The organism is Ewingella americana (genome assembly GCF_006438725.1).
GTDB lineage: Bacteria > Pseudomonadota > Gammaproteobacteria > Enterobacterales > Enterobacteriaceae > Ewingella > Ewingella americana_A.
Genome location: NZ_RCZD01000003.1, coordinates 172,981 through 190,345 on the forward strand (window position 1 = coordinate 172,981; position 17,365 = coordinate 190,345).

Annotated in this window: 17 protein-coding genes; 10 read left to right on the top strand and 7 right to left on the bottom strand. The window is 53.1% G+C overall.

The genetic code is table 11. From position 1 onward, the window contains the following. Positions 1-66: 66 nt before the first annotated feature. The 7 genes from dapA (at position 67) to ypfH (ending at position 7,303) form a co-directional block, all read left to right on the top strand. A complete protein-coding gene (gene dapA / locus EAH77_RS06645) occupies positions 67-948 on the top strand; it encodes a 4-hydroxy-tetrahydrodipicolinate synthase (RefSeq protein WP_140471022.1) in 882 nt (293 codons plus the stop codon). A 16-nt stretch (positions 949-964) separates the two neighbouring features. Next, complete coding sequence (gene bamC, locus EAH77_RS06650; RefSeq protein ID WP_140471023.1) at positions 965-2,035, top strand: outer membrane protein assembly factor BamC; 1,071 nt, start codon at positions 965-967, stop codon at positions 2,033-2,035. 95 nt (positions 2,036-2,130) lie between these two features. Next, on the top strand, positions 2,131-2,844 hold the full coding sequence (purC, locus tag EAH77_RS06655) for a phosphoribosylaminoimidazolesuccinocarboxamide synthase (RefSeq protein WP_140471024.1): 714 nt from the start codon (positions 2,131-2,133) through the stop codon (positions 2,842-2,844). Between the two features lie 216 nt (positions 2,845-3,060). Continuing rightward, entirely contained in the window at positions 3,061-3,936 is an 876-nt protein-coding gene (gene ypfJ, locus EAH77_RS06660; protein ID WP_140471025.1) for a KPN_02809 family neutral zinc metallopeptidase, read from the top strand. A 122-nt stretch (positions 3,937-4,058) separates the two neighbouring features. Beyond that, positions 4,059-4,511, top strand: a complete 453-nt coding sequence (locus EAH77_RS06665) for a DUF441 domain-containing protein (RefSeq protein ID WP_140471026.1) — start codon at positions 4,059-4,061, stop codon at positions 4,509-4,511. Positions 4,512-4,557: 46 nt separating this feature from the next. After that, positions 4,558-6,564: a tRNA(Met) cytidine acetyltransferase TmcA gene (locus EAH77_RS06670; RefSeq protein WP_140471470.1), complete on the top strand. Its 2,007-nt coding sequence runs from the start codon at positions 4,558-4,560 to the stop codon at positions 6,562-6,564. A gap of 112 nt (positions 6,565-6,676) precedes the next feature. Beyond that, positions 6,677-7,303, top strand: coding sequence for an esterase (gene ypfH, locus EAH77_RS06675; protein ID WP_140471027.1), 627 nt, complete (start codon positions 6,677-6,679; stop codon positions 7,301-7,303). Positions 7,304-7,355: 52 nt separating this feature from the next. On the opposite strand, the gene EAH77_RS06680 is transcribed toward ypfH, so the two are convergent. The 6 genes from EAH77_RS06680 to EAH77_RS06705 all read right to left on the bottom strand — a co-directional run bounded on the left by EAH77_RS06680 (position 7,356) and on the right by EAH77_RS06705 (position 12,166). Further along, complete coding sequence (locus EAH77_RS06680) at positions 7,356-7,541, bottom strand: YpfN family protein (protein ID WP_140471028.1); 186 nt, start codon at positions 7,539-7,541, stop codon at positions 7,356-7,358. Between the two features lie 10 nt (positions 7,542-7,551). Next, entirely contained in the window at positions 7,552-8,220 is a 669-nt protein-coding gene (locus tag EAH77_RS06685) for a M15 family metallopeptidase (protein WP_140471029.1), read from the bottom strand. Beyond that, positions 8,217-9,344: a succinyl-diaminopimelate desuccinylase gene (dapE, locus tag EAH77_RS06690; protein ID WP_140471030.1), complete on the bottom strand. Its 1,128-nt coding sequence runs from the start codon at positions 9,342-9,344 to the stop codon at positions 8,217-8,219. Before dapE ends, EAH77_RS06685 begins: the two co-directional genes overlap by 4 nt. A 1-nt stretch (position 9,345) precedes the next feature. Next, the gene (locus EAH77_RS06695) at positions 9,346-9,729 is read right to left on the bottom strand and encodes an ArsC family reductase (RefSeq protein ID WP_140471031.1); all 384 of its coding nucleotides are present in this window, start codon (positions 9,727-9,729) and stop codon (positions 9,346-9,348) included. Between the two features lie 125 nt (positions 9,730-9,854). Beyond that, positions 9,855-11,453, bottom strand: a complete 1,599-nt coding sequence (locus EAH77_RS06700) for a toxin-antitoxin system YwqK family antitoxin (protein ID WP_140471032.1) — start codon at positions 11,451-11,453, stop codon at positions 9,855-9,857. Between the two features lie 239 nt (positions 11,454-11,692). Then, positions 11,693-12,166, bottom strand: a complete 474-nt coding sequence (locus EAH77_RS06705; protein WP_140471033.1) for a tetratricopeptide repeat protein — start codon at positions 12,164-12,166, stop codon at positions 11,693-11,695. 270 nt (positions 12,167-12,436) lie between these two features. Between EAH77_RS06705 and ypfM the strand changes: the two genes are divergently transcribed. Continuing rightward, a complete protein-coding gene (gene ypfM / locus EAH77_RS25775; RefSeq protein ID WP_140471471.1) occupies positions 12,437-12,496 on the top strand; it encodes a protein YpfM in 60 nt (19 codons plus the stop codon). Between the two features lie 293 nt (positions 12,497-12,789). Here the strand turns inward: ypfM and acrD are convergent, their stop codons facing one another. Continuing rightward, a complete protein-coding gene (gene acrD, locus EAH77_RS06715) occupies positions 12,790-15,948 on the bottom strand; it encodes a multidrug efflux RND transporter permease AcrD (protein ID WP_140471034.1) in 3,159 nt (1,052 codons plus the stop codon). A gap of 398 nt (positions 15,949-16,346) precedes the next feature. Between acrD and EAH77_RS06720 the strand changes: the two genes are divergently transcribed. Both EAH77_RS06720 and nudK read left to right on the top strand, forming a co-directional pair. Then, on the top strand, positions 16,347-16,631 hold the full coding sequence (locus EAH77_RS06720; protein ID WP_140471035.1) for a winged helix-turn-helix domain-containing protein: 285 nt from the start codon (positions 16,347-16,349) through the stop codon (positions 16,629-16,631). Between the two features lie 113 nt (positions 16,632-16,744). Beyond that, positions 16,745-17,320: a GDP-mannose pyrophosphatase NudK gene (nudK, locus tag EAH77_RS06725; protein WP_140471036.1), complete on the top strand. Its 576-nt coding sequence runs from the start codon at positions 16,745-16,747 to the stop codon at positions 17,318-17,320. Positions 17,321-17,365 lie beyond the last annotated feature (45 nt).

Consider the following 17,365-nt stretch of genomic DNA (forward strand, 5'->3'; position numbering starts at 1 on the left):
TGATTGCTTGCTTTTGCAGGGGTGTCAAAAGTACCATGAGTGACCTGTTTGTGGAGGGGATGGTTAATGTTTACGGGAAGTATTGTTGCACTGGTTACGCCGATGGACGACAAAGGTGCTGTCGATCGTGCGAGTTTAAAAAAACTGATTGATTATCATGTGTCCAGTGGTACTGCGGCGATTGTTTCCGTAGGCACAACCGGTGAGTCCGCAACGTTAACGCATGATGAACACGGTGACGTGGTCATGCAGACGCTGGAACTGGCTGACGGACGCATCCCGATTATCGCCGGAACGGGCGCTAATTCCACCGCGGAAGCGATTTCTCTCACCCAGCGCTTTGAGAATACTGGCGTTATTGGCTGTTTGACCGTCACGCCTTATTATAATCGCCCGACTCAGGAAGGTCTGTTTCAGCATTTCAAAGCGATTGCTGAACACACGTCTCTGCCGCAAATTCTCTATAACGTGCCTTCACGTACTGGCTGCGACATGCTGCCGCCAACCGTGGCGCGTTTAGCAAAAATAAAGAATATTGTTGCTCTTAAAGAAGCAACGGGGAACTTAAGTCGTGTTAGCCAGATCCAAGTGCTGGTTGATGATGAAGACTTCATTCTGCTGAGTGGCGATGACGCCAGCGGACTGGACTTCATGCAACTCGGCGGCAAAGGGGTTATTTCTGTGACAGCCAACGTGGCGGCACGTGAAATGGCACAACTTTGTGAGCTGGCCGCGCAGGGCAATTTTGCCGAAGCGCGTCGCTTAAATCAGCGCTTGATGCCATTGCATCAGCATTTGTTTGTAGAAGCAAACCCGATCCCGGTGAAATGGGCCTGTAAGGCACTGGGGTTGATGGCAACCGATACTCTGCGTCTGCCTATGACGCCGTTAACAGATGCTGCCCGTCCGGTAGTGGAAAACGCATTAAAAAGCGCCGGTTTGCTGTAATTCTTAGGGAGATTTGATGGCCTGTTCATTAGTTCAAAAAACCAGATTGCAAAAGTCGATGGTAGCAAAAGTTGTGGGTGTATCCCTCATTATGTTGCTGGCGGCCTGTTCCAGCGATCAGCGCTATAAACGTCAGGTAAGCGGCGATGAAGCCTACCTCGATGCACCGTCAGTCAGAGAGTTGAAAGCCCCAGCAGGGATGATTCTGCCGCTGCAAAACGGCACGTATGAGATCCCCCCTGGCGCGCTGAAAGGCAACGTGGGCAAGCAACTGGATATCCGTCCTCCTATGCAGCCACTGGCGCTGCTTAATGGTTCACGGACTCAGTTTACTGGCGACAGCGGTACCGTATTACTGGAAAACACCCCGCAAAACCGCGACCTGTGGAATAACGTGGTCAAAGCGGTACAGCAGAATAACTTCAAAATCGCCAGCCGCGATGATGCCAACCAGACCTTATCTACCGATCTGGTTGACTGGAACCGTGCTGACGAAGACTTCCAGTATCAGGGCCGTTACCAGATCAGCGTTCAGCAGCAGAGCTACCAGTTAGCCCTGACGGTGAAAACGCTTGAGCTGAAACAGCAAGATAAAGCAGTGACTGCACCGGCTGAGATCCAGCGCTATAACAGCCAGATGCTCAACTCTATCACCGCCAGCCTTGATAAAGTTCAGCAGGATAATCAGGCCCGTCTGGAAAACCGTAAAGTCGGCGAAATCGACGTTCAGAGTGGCGCTGATGACACCGGTTTAGCGGTGCTGATTGTGCGTTCTTCTTACGGCGTAGTGTGGGATCGTCTGCCAAATGCCCTCGCGAAAGCCGGCATGAAAGTGACCGAAAGCAGCCGTCCGCAGGGTACGCTGTCTGTTACTTACAAACCGTTGAATGACGATGCATGGCAAACCTTAGGTGCGAAAGATCCGGGTCTGACTTCCGGTGATTACAAACTTCAGGTCGGCGACCTCGATAACCGCAGCAGCTTGCAGTTCCTTGATCCTAAAGGACATGCACTCAGCCAGTCGCAAAACGACGCGATGGTTACTGTGATGCAGGCCGCGTTCAACCAGAGCAGCGCGACGAAGTAAATGTTATCAGAAAGGGGCTTCGGCCCCTTTTTACATCCTTTTGTTTTATCGGATGAAGTTGCAAGTATTACCACTACATATTGGAGTAACTTAAGATGCAAAAGTTAGCTGAGTTGTATCGCGGAAAGGCGAAAACCGTCTTCACCACCGAAAACCCAGATCTGCTGGTGTTGGAGTTCCGCAACGATACGTCAGCACTGGATGGTCAACGCATTGAGCAGTTCGACCGTAAGGGCATGGTTAACAACAAGTTTAACCACTTCATCATGACCAAGCTGGAAGAAGCCGGTATTCCAACCCAAATGGAACGTCTGCTGTCTGACACCGAAGTGTTGGTGAAAAAGCTGGATATGGTCCCGGTTGAATGCGTGATCCGTAACCGTGCTGCGGGTTCGCTGGTCAAACGTCTGGGCATTGAAGAAGGTCTGGAACTGAATCCGCCGTTGTTCGATCTGTTCCTGAAAAACGATGCGATGCATGATCCGATGATCAACGAGTCTTATTGCAAAACGTTCGGTTGGGTTAATGAAACGCATCTGGCGCGTATGAAAGAGCTGAGCTACCAAGCCAACGACGTGCTGAGCAAGCTGTTTGATGATGCCGGTCTGATTCTGGTCGACTTCAAACTGGAATTCGGTCTGTTCAACGGTGAAGTGGTGCTGGGCGATGAGTTCTCTCCTGATGGCAGCCGTCTGTGGGACAAGAAAACGCTCAACAAGATGGACAAAGATCGCTACCGCCAGAGTCTGGGTGGCCTGATCGAAGCTTATGAAGAAGTGGCTCACCGCATTGGTGTGAAACTGGACTAAGCGGTAACGCTTTTTTTAGCCGGACGACGCAATCGTTTACGCGCGACGTTATCCGTAAAACGGGGGTCATTATGACCTCCGTTTTTTATTTCTCCTGCGCTTATTCCCCTGAATTTTTTCCTTTTGTGAATACCTGCCCTAAAATTGTCCCTTCGGGTGAAAGATATTTCCTAAACTCATTATCAGGTCTTAACAAAATAGCAGGGAGATGAGCGTATGCGTTGGCAAGGTCGTCGCGAAAGCGACAATGTGGAAGACAGACGCGGGCAAGGTTCTGGCAGCGGATCGGGCAGCCTCGGCGGTATACGTCTGCCTATCCGTGGCAAAAGTGGCATCGTGATCCTCATTGTCGTGCTGGTGGCCGGTTACTACGGCGTGGATCTCTCGCCGCTGCTTGATGGTGGGCAATCAGGTGGCGCACAACAGCAAACGCGCGCTCAGTCAATAAGCCCGAAAGATGACCAGCAAGCCAAATTCACCTCGGTGATCCTCGCCTCGACCGAAGATACCTGGAAAGAAATTTTCCAGCGCCAGGGGCAAACTTACGTTGACCCTAAACTGGTGATGTATCGCGGTGCAACCCGTACCGGATGCGGTACCGGTCAGTCTGTCATGGGGCCGTTTTACTGCCCGGCAGACAGCACGGTGTATATCGATTTATCCTTCTATCAGGAGCTGAAAGACAAGCTTGGTGCAGGCGGTGACTTTGCTCAGGGTTATGTCGTGGCGCACGAAGTTGGCCACCATGTGCAGCACCTGATGGGTATCGATAGCAAAGTACGCCAGATGCAGCAGGGTGCGTCGCAGACCGTTGCCAACCAACTGTCGGTGAAGATGGAACTGCAGGCCGACTGTTTTGCCGGTGTCTGGGGACACAGTATGCAGCAGCAAAATGTACTGGAAACGGGGGACCTGAAAGAGGCGCTCGACGCTGCACAGGCCATTGGCGATGACCGTTTGCAACAGCAGGGGCAGGGGCGTGTTGTGCCGGACAGCTTTACCCACGGCAGCTCGCAGCAGCGTTACACCTGGTTCAAGCGCGGCTTTGACCGCGGGGATCCAAACCAGTGCAACACCTTTGCCAGCCGTTAATCTCCCGCCAATTCAGGCCATTCACCGCTGGTCTGTCTGAAGAAACTGTTCAATAATTAGCGCTCGATCCAGAGGGGCTCGCGGGCCTCTCTCTCTTTCTTTATTGAAGCGCAGGGACAGCCATGGCCTTTCTTGATCCTACTCTGTTGATTTTACTGGTCTTCGCCGGTCTCGGTATCATCAGCAATAACAGTGCCGTTACCATCGCGATGTTCTTTCTCCTCACCGTTCGTATCACGCCACTCAACCAGTTTTTCCCCTGGATTGAACGCTATGGCCTGACTGTGGGCATCATTATTCTGACCATTGGCGTTATGGCACCGATTGCCAGCGGCAAGATCAGCGCCAGCACCGTGGTGCACTCTTTTATGCACTGGAAATCTATTCTGGCGATTGTGGTCGGCGTGCTGGTGTCGTGGCTGGGCGGGCGAGGCCTGACGCTGATGGGCTCTCAGCCCCACCTGGTGGCCGGTCTGCTGGTCGGCACCGTGCTCGGTGTGGCGCTGTTTAAAGGCGTGCCGGTTGGGCCGCTGATCGCTGCCGGTCTGCTCTCGTTGATGGTGGGGAAAACCTGACGTGACGCAACCTGTTCCTGCGTTGAAAACCGCCCTGCAACATCAGATGCAGCAACGGGGTGTGCGTCGCCTGCTGGTATTGAGCGGTAAAGCGGACTGGTGCGCAGAGCAGGCCTTTGCGTTCAGTGAAGGGTTGAGCGGGGACTGGTTGTGGGTCAGTGACAGAGCGCCGCTATGGGCTGACTCCATCACTTTCTCTGCTGTTCATACCTTGTTGGGACAGGAAAAACTGCACGGCGTATTTGACGCACGGCTCGGGCTGAACGCGGAGGCGCTGGCTACTTTCGCTGGCGCGCTGCGTGCCGGAAGCTGGTTAGTGTTGCTGGTGCCGGAGTGGTTGCGGTGGCCGCGGTTACCCGACGAGGACAGCATCCGCTGGAGTGAGCAGCCCGAGCCTATTCCCACGCCGAATTTTATTCGGCGTTTTCAGCAATGTCTTGAGCAGGAGCCTACCTGCCTGATCTGGCACCAGCATCAGCCCTGCGCGTTGACTCCGTTACCGGCGGCACCCGGCTGGACGCCGCCGGACGGCCAGCCGACGCCACAACAGCAACAAATCTTGTCACGTCTGTTGTGCGCGCAAGAGGGCGTTTGGGTGCTGACGGCGGCACGTGGCCGGGGGAAATCAACGTTGGCAGGGATGCTGGTGGCGACGTGGGCGGGAACATGTTGGGTCACCGCACCTGCCAAAGCCTCGGCGCAGCAGCTTTGCGAACAAAGCCAGGGAAAGGCGCAATTCTGGTCGCCCGATACGCTGCTGGAATATTGCGAAAATAATACCGTCACCGGTATCGACTGGTTACTGATCGACGAAGCGGCTGCTATTCCTGCGCCGTTATTAACAAAACTGGTCGCCTGCTTCCCACGCGTGCTGCTGGCCACCACTGTGCAGGGCTATGAAGGTACTGGCCGTGGTTTTATGCTCAAGTTCTGCGCGTCGCTGCCGCAGTGGCATGACCTGCGTCTGGATGCGCCGATCCGCTGGTCACCGACTGACCCTCTCGAGCCTTTTATCGACCACCTGCTGCTGTTTAATGACGCCGCTGCTTTGGCCCTTCAGCCTGAAAAAGATGTTCAAATCTGCCCGATAGACGCCGCGCAATGGCTGGCAGAGCCTGACCTGCTGGCTGGTTTTTACGGCCTGTTGACCAGCGCACATTACCGGACTTCGCCACTGGATTTACGTCGCCTGCTCGATGCGCCCGGCAGCTATTTTGCTGCGGCAATGTTACAAGCCAGTGTCGCGGGGGCGATATGGCTGGTGGATGAAGGGGGATTAAGCGACGTGCTGGCCCATGAAGTCTGGGCCGGAAGGCGGCGTCCGCGTGGCAATCTGGTGGCACAATCGCTGGCGGCGCACAGCGGGCAGATCTGCGCGTCGGTGCTGTGCTCGCGCCGTGTCAGCCGGATTGCTGTTCAGCCAGATGCACGCCGTCACGGTATCGCGCAGGCATTACTATCTCAGCAGGCTGAACTGGCCGCGTTGCAGGGGCTGGATTTCCTGTCGGTCAGTTTTGGTTATACCCCCGAACTGGCTGCTCTGTGGCAGCGCGCCGGTTACCGGTTGGCACGTATTGGCAGCCAGCGGGAAGCCAGCAGCGGTTGCTTCGCCGCGATGGCGGTACTGCCGCTCAGCGAGGCTGGTCACGCGATGAGTGACTCTGCGGCGCAGCAGTTGACGCGTGATTGGTACTGGTTGCAGCGCATCATTCCCCTTGATTTGCCTCTGTCCGTCAGCGATGACGCGACATTGACGGATGCCGACTGGCGCGAACTGGCCGGGTTTGCCTTTGCTCACCGGGCGCTGGAAAGCAGCTATGCGGGGTTGCAGCGTCTGTTGCTGAATTGCGAATTACCGCTGGTGATGTTGCGCAGCCATCTTCAACGGGGGCTTTCTGCGGCACAGTGCGTTGATCTTTTGCAACTGAGTGGCCGCAAAGCGTTGCTGCGCCGCTGGCGCGAGGAAACGGCGCAGGCTTTGGCACATGTCGATGTCACTGCCTGTCAGCACTGGCAGCAATTCACCTTACCGCGTCTTACCTCGTTGCAATAAATCGAAAAAGTCGTTCAATAAAACCCGGTTTCACCCCAGCGGGCACAGGGTATAGTGGATCAAGACTCGTGCCACTGAGGGCACAGAAAACCGACAAACATAAGGCATCACCATGACCATTGAAAGCATCGTTGTTCAGCAGCCGGAAACCGCGGCAGACCGACTTATTTTGCTGTTCCACGGTGTCGGTGATAACCCGGTGTCGATGGCCGATATAGGTAAATTTTTCGCACACGCTTTTCCTCATGCATTGGTCGTGAGTATCGGCAGTCCAGATGTGTGCGATTTTGGCCGGGGGTTCCAGTGGTTCTCGGTGCAGGGTGTAACAGAGAAAAACCGCCAGTCGCGCATCGACGCGGCAATGCCATTATTTATCAGTACCGTGCGAGAATGGCAGAAAAGTAGCGGCGTGACGGCGCCAAACACTGTGCTGGTCGGTTTTTCCCAGGGCACGATTATGGCGCTGGAATCCACCAAGGTGGAAGCCGGCCTGGCGGGCAGAATTGTGGCGTTCAGCGGGCGCTTCGGCAACCTGCCGGAAACCCCGATTGATGCGGGAACCCTGATTCATTTTATTCACGGCGAACAGGATCCGGTGATCAACCCCTTCCAGTCAAAAAGCGCAGCCGAACGTCTGACATCGCTGGGTAATCACTGCACTCTGGACCTGCAACCTGATATGGCGCACGGACTGGATCCACAGATGATTAATACCGCGCTGGCCTATTTGCGTCAGTGAATGAGCGCCAATAAAAAAGCAGCCACAGGGCTGCTTTTTGCGTCTGACAGCCTTACTTCTTCTTCGGCCAATCGTCATCGTTATCCCACTCGGCATTATTATCGCGATGCGGCGGAACTTCAGGTTTATCGTTGAGGTACTTTTTGACATCTACACGGCTCAGCTCTTTAACGCCGCTGATGATGATCCCGGCCAAAATGATCAGGATGATCCACCAATAATCTTTAATCCACTCCATGGCTGACTCCTTAATTGATTGCGATAAAACGCGGGAAGATCGTTGCCAGATGGGCTGTCACCCAGTCTGCACCTGCAACGTCTTGTCCAAGCCAAGCGTTGATAAGAACCTCCGGGGTGAGTTGCGCTGCGCACAGTTCGGCCAGAGGACGATAACTCAGATGCCAGGGTTCGACGGCCACGCCGCCGTGATCTTCGGCAAAGGGCCGGTAAAAACCAAACTCCGCCATACTAACCGTAAGCCACTGATTCAGCGTGGCGAAATAACCGCCTGTCTCATACTCCCAGGGTTCCAGCTGCAGTTTACTGCCCGCCGGTAATAATGTTGGATCGTAGACATCCAGATCGCTGCCCCAATGATGGCGACTGGCGCCCGGCAGGGCCGACCAGCGCAGGATCAGCTCACAGCGCTCAGCATCGGTCAGCGAGCTGACCTCAACCGGCTGACTCTGCTTATCTAATACTGGCCGTTCACCGCGAAATTTGCCATTCCAGATAGCCAATTGGCGGTCGAAATCACGGAAAGTGCTGGCCGGTTGCAGATCAAACCCGGCGATACGCGCCGCCGCCTGCATACGGCCAAATGCCTCTGCGGCTTCTGGTTGCAGGCGGTGCGGGCCGTCGCCCAACGGCACTAAATGCGTCGCACAACGGCCTGTCAGCATTGCATTATCTATCATGCGACCAACTGTTCCATGATGCGTTGATACATGCGGCTGAGCAGTTGAAGATCCGCCGCGTGGACGCATTCGTTAATTTTGTGGATGGTGGCATTGACTGGCCCCAGTTCCACCACCTGTGCGCCCATCAGCGCGATGAAACGCCCGTCTGAGGTGCCACCGGTGGTTTGTAGTTCGGGCGTGATTTCACTGTAATGGCGCACGGCGTTAACCACGGCATCCACCAGTTCGCCGCGCGAAGTGAGGAAGGGTTGGCCAGAAACGACCCAGTTAAGGGTGTACTGCAGGTTATACCGGTCGAGCAATTCGGCCACGCGCTGTTTGATCACCGCGTCGGTTAGCTCAGTGCTGAAGCGGAAATTGAACTGCACATAGAGTTCGCCGGGGATCACATTATTACTGCCGGTGCCGGCATTGATATTGGCAATCTGCATACTGGTTGGCGGGAAGAATTCGTTACCCTGATCCCACTCGGTTGCCACCAATTCATTCAGCGCAGGCATTGCGCGGTGTACCGGGTTGTCCGCCAGATGTGGATAGGCGACGTGGCCTTGCACGCCATGAACGTGCAGGTTAGCTGTCATCGAACCACGACGGCCATTTTTGACAATATCGCCCACGCGGCTGGTGCTCGATGGCTCGCCGACCAGGCAGAAGTCCAGCCGTTCGCGGCGCTCCATTAACGCATTGATCACTTTTATCGTGCCGTTGACCGCGCTGGCTTCTTCGTCCGAGGTGATGAGAAATGCCAGGCGTCCTTTGTGGTTCGGGTTGCTGGCCACAAAGCGTTCAGCGGCGACGACCATCGCAGCCAGTGAGCCTTTCATATCGGCCGCGCCGCGCCCGTACAGCATGCCGTCGCGCAGGGCGGGTTCAAACGGACCAGTAACCCACAGCTTATGATCGCCAGTCGGTACGACGTCAGTATGCCCGGCAAAGGCCAGCGTTTTGCCTTGGCCACGCGTTGCCCAAAAATTGAGCGTATCGCCAAAATTCATCGGCTCGATATGAAAGCCGATGGCTTTTAACCGGGCGATCATGATCTCCTGACAGCCTGCATCATCCGGGCTGAGGGAAGGGCGGCGGATTAATTGCTGTGCTAAACCGAGTACCGGGCAACTCATGTTACTTCACCTCCGTGAGGAACTGCTGATAGCTTTCAGGCTTGAAACCCAACAGGGACTGGCCGCTGGCGGCGAGTAAGAAGGGACGTTTAATGATAGCCGGGTGCTCCAGCATCAGGGCTTTGGCAGCGGATTGATTATCACAGCCCGCACGCGTTGCCTCATCCAGCTTGCGCCAGGTCGTGCCTTTGGTGTTCAACATCGCTTCCCAGCCCTGTTTGTCGATAAGCTGCTGTAAAAGTGCGTCATCCAGGCCATCAGCCCGGTAATCATGAAAGCGATATTCGCTGCCGTTCTCGTCCAGCCAGCGGCGGGCTTTTTTGACGGTATCGCAATTTTTAATGCCATAAAGGGTGAAAGGAACCGCCGAGGATGTTTCTGCCATGGAAAACGTTACCTGTGATCATTATTTAAAGCCGGGCCAGTTTGATTGCCCAAAGTTATTAACAATAATGCGGGAAAATCGAAACAGGGTCCAGACAGGAAGGGGCTTAAAGCCCCGGTCTGAATTTATTGAGCATTTTTCTTACCCGATGATTCTTCTGTCAGTACTTTGATTTCACGTCCATTCACAAAAGTGGAGACAGACTGCGGTTTTCCATCCGGGAAGTTATAAATATAGGGCCCGTCCAGCTCACCATTGCGGTAGCTGCGGTCGGCGCGCAGGGTGACGCCATCGTCATAATATTCAATTTCATGGCCGTCCAGTTTTCCCTGCACATAATCGGCCTGATAAACCCTTTTCCCTGCCGCGTTATATTTCTGATACAGGCCGTCAGGAATGTCATCTTTGTAATGGATCACCTGCGTCAGCTGACCGTTTTTGTCACTCCAGCGCAGTTCGCCCTGTTTTTTCCCGCCGGTCAACGGGACCTGTTGAATCTCGCCGTCACCGGTTTTCAGTTTCCACACGCCGTTAGCGATGCCTTTGACAAATGGGCCTTCGCCATGTTCTGCAACCCAATAGCCTTCACGCTGGTCATCGACATAATCACCTTTTAGCCAGACAACGCCCGCCAGACGCCGCTCGCTCGGGCCGTTGCGCTGGTTATGCAGATAGGTGTCAAAACCGCTCAGCTCTGGCGTTTCACCGTTCACACCGTCGCTGATTTCCCAGCGGCCCTCGCGCTGGCTATTTTTCATCATGCCGCTGGCGGTCTCTTCTTGCGTGCTAATGGTCCACAGGCCTTGCTGTTGACCTTCGACAAATTCCCCGGCTGTTTCGTAGCGCTGGCTGTACGTAACCCATTTTCCGCTGGCGATGCCATGTTTATAAAAACCCGTCACCACACCGTCCTCCTGCAAATAATTCACATAGGGGCCGTTCTCACTGCCGCTGAATTTAGCCGGGTCAGATTGCCAACTCACGTTGGTGACACGGAAGGTCGGAATATTGCTGGCTTCGCTGAGTTCCTGCCGCAGATAGGTGGCAGTCAGAAACAGTCCGTCTTTTTGTGCGAAGGTTTTTTTATAGAAGAAGACGCCATCAGCCGGTTGTTTTTCGGCATGTGAGGGTTCACCGTTGTCGAGATACCAGCCTGCGACGCTACCCTGCGTGTAATCCGTTTGATCAAAATCGGCATTGCCGGTTTTAGGGTATTGTGCGTTGTAGTCATACGGCGGCAATTTGCCGAGCGCACGTTTGATGAGCGTTGAGTTGAGGTCTTTGCTCTTGTGGACCAGGTTATCCAAAGCCGGTTGTAATTGCGGGACGGGGATATAGCTGCCATCTGGCCTGTACCGCCAGGCACGGAGCGCGAATGTGCCGTGGCTTTTACTCAACACCAGCGTGATCTGGCCTGTGTTATCAACATCGGCATAAATCACTGATTCGATAGTAGAATCAGGAAAAGTACCGAGCAGATGGGGAAGGTGATCGACGCTTTGATCCTCTTCACTGCAGAAACAGTAATAGCCTTTGACTGCCTGATTCTCCTGAATAAATACCAGTATGGCACTGCTGTAACGTGCACCGGAAATTACCGGATGCGCCAGCGTTTTACCCTGATAAAAAGATAACGCGGTTTCGTCGGATGCCACCGATGCGGTGCTGGCCAGCACGCCCGTGCTCAGCAATACCACGCTAATCAGTAATTCTGCCGTTTTCATTCCCTGACCCGTTCCGTTGGTAAAATAATTCGCATAGGTTACCTGAAATGTTTCAGGTGGTTAATGTATTGTTGAATCAATTGATTGGTGGGAGAAACTCCCCTGTTTATGGTCAGAATAATAATCCAGGGTATTATTTTAAAATAAAACTGTGCAATTTTATTTATCAATTTGGTGGGGAGAGATGTCATGGTTATAGATGCACGAGGTATTATAAGTAAATGTGCGATGCCCGATTTTTATTCAATACGATCGAGATCATCACAATAATGTGCAATCACTTTCTTATAACGGTTTATTTCTTGCGAGGTGTCGTTTTCGGTCATCAGTAATAATAACTGTGATACTGCTTGTTTGGCGTAGCCCAAATTATAAAGCGTCATGGCGCGGAACATGCGGATATCATTCGCTTCGGGGAACCGGCTCAATCCTTCATCGAAGGTCTCAAGCGACTCCTGATATCGGCCCAATGCGCGGTAGATACTGCCCAGCCCCAGATAAGCGTCGCGTAAATCCTTGCCGCCAAGATGATGTTTAATGGCCGCCTGATAAAATGGAATAGCCTGTTGCTCCTGCCCCAGCGTGTCATACAGCGAGGCTACTTTGAATAGCAATTGCGGATGCTGCATTTGGGATGGCAGCATCCTCAGCGCACTTTGCAGCGCATCTTCATAACGGCCCTGACGGCTCAGTTTTTCAATTGTCTGTAGCATATGCACTGATTTTACTCTTTCATTACGGAGGAATGCGGCAACAGGTATCGGCGCGTTGATCAAGAACCGCCGAGGGACTAAAGCCAAATAAAATAGCGCGTCAGAGGGAATTGGGCAATCAGTGTCGGGTTTTTAGGATTAACGCTAACGTTATGATTCGCCTGATTACCGGTTTTTCAACTGTGATCCTGATTAAGATATCGGTAATTAGAATTGGTGTGGTTAAATTTTCGCCGTATAATCCCGTTCGTCAAATTCAAGGGGAGTATCATGGTCGAGCAAGAATTAGGTAATTGGAAAGACTTTATTGATGCCATGCTGCGCGGTTAACCGTCAGTTGTCAGAAAGATAAAGTGAATAACAAGGTTGAGTACGTTGTCATTGTCTTATTTAGCATCACATTAATATGACACCCGTGGGAACCCGATATAGATATCCTCATCTTGTAACGGCATACGTAGTGATATAAAAAAGTATGTCCCGATGAAACAGTTTGAACCACTTATTACACCGCAGCCTGAAGTTTTATATAAAATATTACGGCAGTTGCAGGAAAAAGTGACAGTAAAAATATAAAGGCGCTAATTCACATTAGCGCCTTTTTTATGGATCAATTTTCGGTTTTAATTGTGCGGATCTTGTTTAGTTTCAATGATATCGCCAATCAGGGGCGTTGCCTGATGTTTCGCCGGGAAACGGCGGCGCACTAATACAAAGAACAGCGGGACGAAGAAGATAGCCAGCACAGTGGCCGAAATCATCCCACCGATAACCCCGGTACCTACCGCGTGCTGACTGGCTGAACCTGCACCCTGGCTGGTTGCCATCGGCAGTACACCGAACACGAACGCCAGTGAGGTCATCAGAATCGGGCGCAAACGCTGGCGCGAGGCTTCGAGTGTGGCTTCCAGCAACGCCTTGCCCTTGAGGTTAAGATCATTGGCGAACTCAACAATCAGGATGGCGTTTTTGGCCGAAAGTCCGATGATAGTCAACATCCCTACCTGGAAGTATACGTCGTTTTCCAGCCCGCGCAGCCAGGTGGCGATCACTGCACCAATTACCCCGAGCGGCACCACCATCATGACTGAGAAGGGTATTGACCAGCTCTCATACAGCGCTGCCAGGCAGAGGAAAACGACCAGTAGCGAGATGGCGTACAGTGCCGGAGCCTGCGCACCGGAGAGGCGTTCCTGATAGGAAAGGCCAGTCCATTCCAGACCGAAACCGCTCGGCAGTTTGGCAACCAGCTGTTCCATATCGTCCATTGCTGCGCCGCTGCTGACGCCAACGGCTGCTTCACCAACAATTTCTACCGCAGAATAACCGTTATAGCGCTCCAGACGCGGCGAACCGGTTTGCCAGCGTGAAGTGGCGAAAGCGGAGAACGGCACCATGGTGCCCGAAGCATTACGCACGAACCATTTGTTCACGTCATCAGGCAGCATGCGGTAGGGCGCATCGCCCTGGACATAGACCTTTTTGACGCGGCCACGATCAACAAAATCATTGACGTAAGTCGACCCCCATGCGGTGCTCAGTGTGCTGTTGATATCCGCAATGGCCACGCCGAGTGCCTGCGCTTTTGCCTGATCGATGTCTATCTGCAATTGTGGGCTGTCATCAAGGCCGTTATGGCGCACACGGCTCAGATTGCTGTTCTTGGCGGTCATATCCAGCAGTTGATCACGGGCATTCATCAAGGCATCGTGACCAAGACCGGCATGATCTTGCAATTCCATGTCAAAACCCGCCGAGGTACCCAGCCCGTTAATCGACGGTGGTGCACTGGCTATTACACGTGCTTCTTTAATTTTGCGGAACTCTTTGGTCGCGCGCTCGATGATATCAAAGGCCGAATTGGCGCCAGAGGTGCGGCTATCCCAATCCGTCAGGCGTACGAACATACGCGCAACGTTCTGGCCGTTACCACCAGGGCCTGCACCCAGCGTCGCAAACACCGAAATCACGTCTTTTTTCTCATCCGTCAACAGATAGTGTTCAATCTTCTCGACTACTTTTTGCGTCTGTTGCAGTGTGGCACCCGGCGGCAACTGCACCTGAATGGTAAACACGCCCTGATCTTCCTGCGGCAGGAAGGAGGTCGGCAGTTTGACGAACAGGAAGGCCAGAATGCCCAGAATCAGCAGATAACCCAGCATGTAGCGCAAGCTGTGTTTGAGAACGCTGCTTACACCGTTTTCATAGCGGTTGGCATTGCGGTCAAACATGCGGTTAAACCAGCCGAAGAAACCCGTTTTACCGTGGTGATGTCCTTTGGCGATGGGCTGCAATAACGTTGAGCACAGGGCAGGGGTAAGCGTCAGGGCCACAAATACTGACAGCACCATTGCCGCGACAATCGTGATAGAGAACTGGCGGTAAATAGCACCGGTCGTGCCGCCAAAGAAAGCCATCGGAATAAAGACGGCCGACAGCACCATGGTGATCCCGACCAGCGCACTTTGAATCTGCCCCATCGATTTGCGCGTGGCTTCTCTGGGGCTCAGCCCCTCCTCGCTCATCACGCGCTCGACATTTTCCACCACCACGATGGCGTCATCGACCAGTAGCCCAATGGCCAGCACCATGGCGAACATCGTCAGGGTATTAATCGTATAACCGAACTGATGTAGCACCACAAAGGTGCCAAGCAGCACAACGGGTACTGCGATGGTTGGGATAAGCGTGGCACGGAAGTTTTGCAAGAACAGGTACATCACCAGGAACACCAGCACAATGGCTTCAAATAGTGTTTTCACGACGTCGGTGATGGCGGCTTTCACGAAGGGAGTGGTTTCGTAGGCGATGCGGGTTTCCAGACCGTGCGGGAAGTAGTGCGACAGCTCATCGAGACGCGCACGAACCAGTTTATCGGTTTCCAGTTCGTTGGCACCGGAGGCCAACTGAACGCCCATACCCGATGCGGCCTGCCCGTTATAACGGCTCAGGATACTGTAGTCTTCAGCGCCGAGACCTACCGTTGCGACGTCACCTAATTTGACCTGTGAACCGTCCTGATTAACCCGCAGGGTGATATCGCGGAATTGTTGTGGTGTCTGTAACTGCGATTGTGCATTGACCGTGGCATTCAGCGCCTGATAATCCACCGAGGGCGCGCCGCCCAACTGACCTACCGCCACCTGGCTGTTCTGCGCTTTGATCGCGGTAACGACGTCGGCGGTGGTCAATTGATAATTAGTGAGTTTGTTGGGATCGAGCCAGATTCGCATGGCGTATTGCGTGCCGTAGGCGGTGATGCTGCCCACACCATCAATTCGGCTCAGTGGATCCTGAATATTTGAGGCCACATAGTCGGCAATATCTTGCTTATCCATACTGCCGTCCGTGGAGACGAACGCCACGGTCATCAGATTGGTGTCACCGGTTTTCGACACGGTAACCCCCTGCGTTTGTACATCCTGCGGTAAACGCTTAAGAGCCTGTTGCAGCTGATTTTGCACTTGTTGCAGCGCTTCGTTCGGGTCGGTTCCGGCGACAAAGCTCAGTGTTATCTGCGATTTCCCGTTGCTGCTGCTCTGAGAGGACATGTACATCAGGTTATCCAGCCCGGTCATGTTCTGCTCAATAATCTGAGTAACAGTGTTCTCCAGCGTCTGCGCAGACGCGCCCGGATAAGTAGCAGAAATACGCACATTAGGTGGGGCTAAATCGGGGTACTGCTCAATAGGTAGAGAGTGAATAGCCAGCGCACCGGACAAGGAGATAATGATCGCCAAAACCCAGGCAAAAATAGGGCGATCGATGAAAAAGTTGGCCATGCGTCAAAAACCTCGTTATCACACCGGATGGTGTGACGAACATCAGTAAATAAACAGAATCTCAATCACCGGTACGGTGATGTTATATCCTGACAAGTAACTAAATGCTTAAAAGGCAAACATCCCTGAGCGCCGATGTCTTCGCATCGAAAAATTATCCCGAACGCAAAAATGATGCCACAACAGCATGCAAAGTGTGCCACAACATTCTGCATAAGCACTTTACCCGCTGGGTGGGAAGAAAACGTGGAGAAATAAAGGAGATAATGTAAAAAAGAATAGCTCTGACACATTATCCTGCCGACAATTTTCTTACTCTCAGGCTACGCTTTGATGAATACGCCAAGAGGTATTAAACAATCTTGCAATCAGAAAACAACAAAGAACAGGAGTTATTCATGGGGCTGAATTCAGTATTTGCCCGCCGATTGTATGTGTGCTGGTTGCTGAAAAATGAACCGCGCCCGAATGTACCCAAATTAATGGCGATCACGGGTTGGCCAAGGCGCACCTTGCAGGACGTCCTGAAAGCCCTGCCGGGAATGGGCGTAGAGCTGGAATTTATCCAGCAGGGTATTCGCAATAATGACGGTTATTATCAACTTAGCGGCTGGGGACCGCTGGACATGCAGTGGATTGATCTCAATCGTGAAGCGATCCTCAAAGCCATCGATCAGGAATAATCCCGGTTGTGGTGGCATGGGGGAAAAACGCACTATTTACATTGGCATACTGCCCATAAGCGCCCTATGATAACTGGCTTCTCTCATCCACTTTCTATGAGCGGGGACGCGGTATGTCATCGAAGATTGAAAACGTCAAAAACCAGTTACTTTCTGATAACTGGTATGTTCTGCGCAAATATACCTACGACTTAATCAAACGCAATGGGGAACGCCAGCCACAGGTTCGCGAAGTCTATGATCGCGGCAATGGCGCGACCATTTTGCTTTATAACCGCAGTAAAAAAACCGTTCTGCTGATTAACCAGTTTCGTATGCCGACCTATGTCAACGGCAATGCCAGCGGCATGTTGCTGGAAACTTGCGCTGGTCTGCTGGACAACGATTCGCCGGAAGATTGCATTCGCAAAGAGGCTATCGAGGAAACCGGTTATGCAGTCGGCAACGTAGAAAAGCTGTTTGAGGCTTACATGTCGCCGGGCAGCGTTACGGAAATCGTTCATTTCTTTGCTGCCGAGTACGATGAGTCCCAGCGCCGAAACGCTGGTGGCGGAGTCGAAGATGAAGACATCGAGGTACTGGAGCTTCCGTTTACCCAAGCCCTTGAGATGATTAAAGATGGGCGCATCAAAGACGGCAAAACCATTATGCTGCTGCACTACGCGCAAAATCAGGGCTGGATGGCGTAACGCACCCGACAGGTCCCGATTAGCATTCGCTCATCACCCACAGTT

Coding starts and splice junctions, on each gene's coding strand:
- dapA (WP_140471022.1), top strand. CDS start 67: ATGTTTACGGGAAGTATTGTTGCACTGGTTACGCCGATGGACGACAAA.
- bamC (WP_140471023.1), top strand. CDS start 965: ATGGCCTGTTCATTAGTTCAAAAAACCAGATTGCAAAAGTCGATGGTA.
- purC (WP_140471024.1), top strand. CDS start 2,131: ATGCAAAAGTTAGCTGAGTTGTATCGCGGAAAGGCGAAAACCGTCTTC.
- ypfJ (WP_140471025.1), top strand. CDS start 3,061: ATGCGTTGGCAAGGTCGTCGCGAAAGCGACAATGTGGAAGACAGACGC.
- EAH77_RS06665 (WP_140471026.1), top strand. CDS start 4,059: ATGGCCTTTCTTGATCCTACTCTGTTGATTTTACTGGTCTTCGCCGGT.
- EAH77_RS06670 (WP_140471470.1), top strand. CDS start 4,558: ATGCAGCAACGGGGTGTGCGTCGCCTGCTGGTATTGAGCGGTAAAGCG.
- ypfH (WP_140471027.1), top strand. CDS start 6,677: ATGACCATTGAAAGCATCGTTGTTCAGCAGCCGGAAACCGCGGCAGAC.
- EAH77_RS06680 (WP_140471028.1), bottom strand. CDS start 7,541: ATGGAGTGGATTAAAGATTATTGGTGGATCATCCTGATCATTTTGGCC.
- EAH77_RS06685 (WP_140471029.1), bottom strand. CDS start 8,220: ATGATAGATAATGCAATGCTGACAGGCCGTTGTGCGACGCATTTAGTG.
- dapE (WP_140471030.1), bottom strand. CDS start 9,344: ATGAGTTGCCCGGTACTCGGTTTAGCACAGCAATTAATCCGCCGCCCT.
- EAH77_RS06695 (WP_140471031.1), bottom strand. CDS start 9,729: ATGGCAGAAACATCCTCGGCGGTTCCTTTCACCCTTTATGGCATTAAA.
- EAH77_RS06700 (WP_140471032.1), bottom strand. CDS start 11,453: ATGAAAACGGCAGAATTACTGATTAGCGTGGTATTGCTGAGCACGGGC.
- EAH77_RS06705 (WP_140471033.1), bottom strand. CDS start 12,166: ATGCTACAGACAATTGAAAAACTGAGCCGTCAGGGCCGTTATGAAGAT.
- acrD (WP_140471034.1), bottom strand. CDS start 15,948: ATGGCCAACTTTTTCATCGATCGCCCTATTTTTGCCTGGGTTTTGGCG.
- EAH77_RS06720 (WP_140471035.1), top strand. CDS start 16,347: ATGGGGCTGAATTCAGTATTTGCCCGCCGATTGTATGTGTGCTGGTTG.
- nudK (WP_140471036.1), top strand. CDS start 16,745: ATGTCATCGAAGATTGAAAACGTCAAAAACCAGTTACTTTCTGATAAC.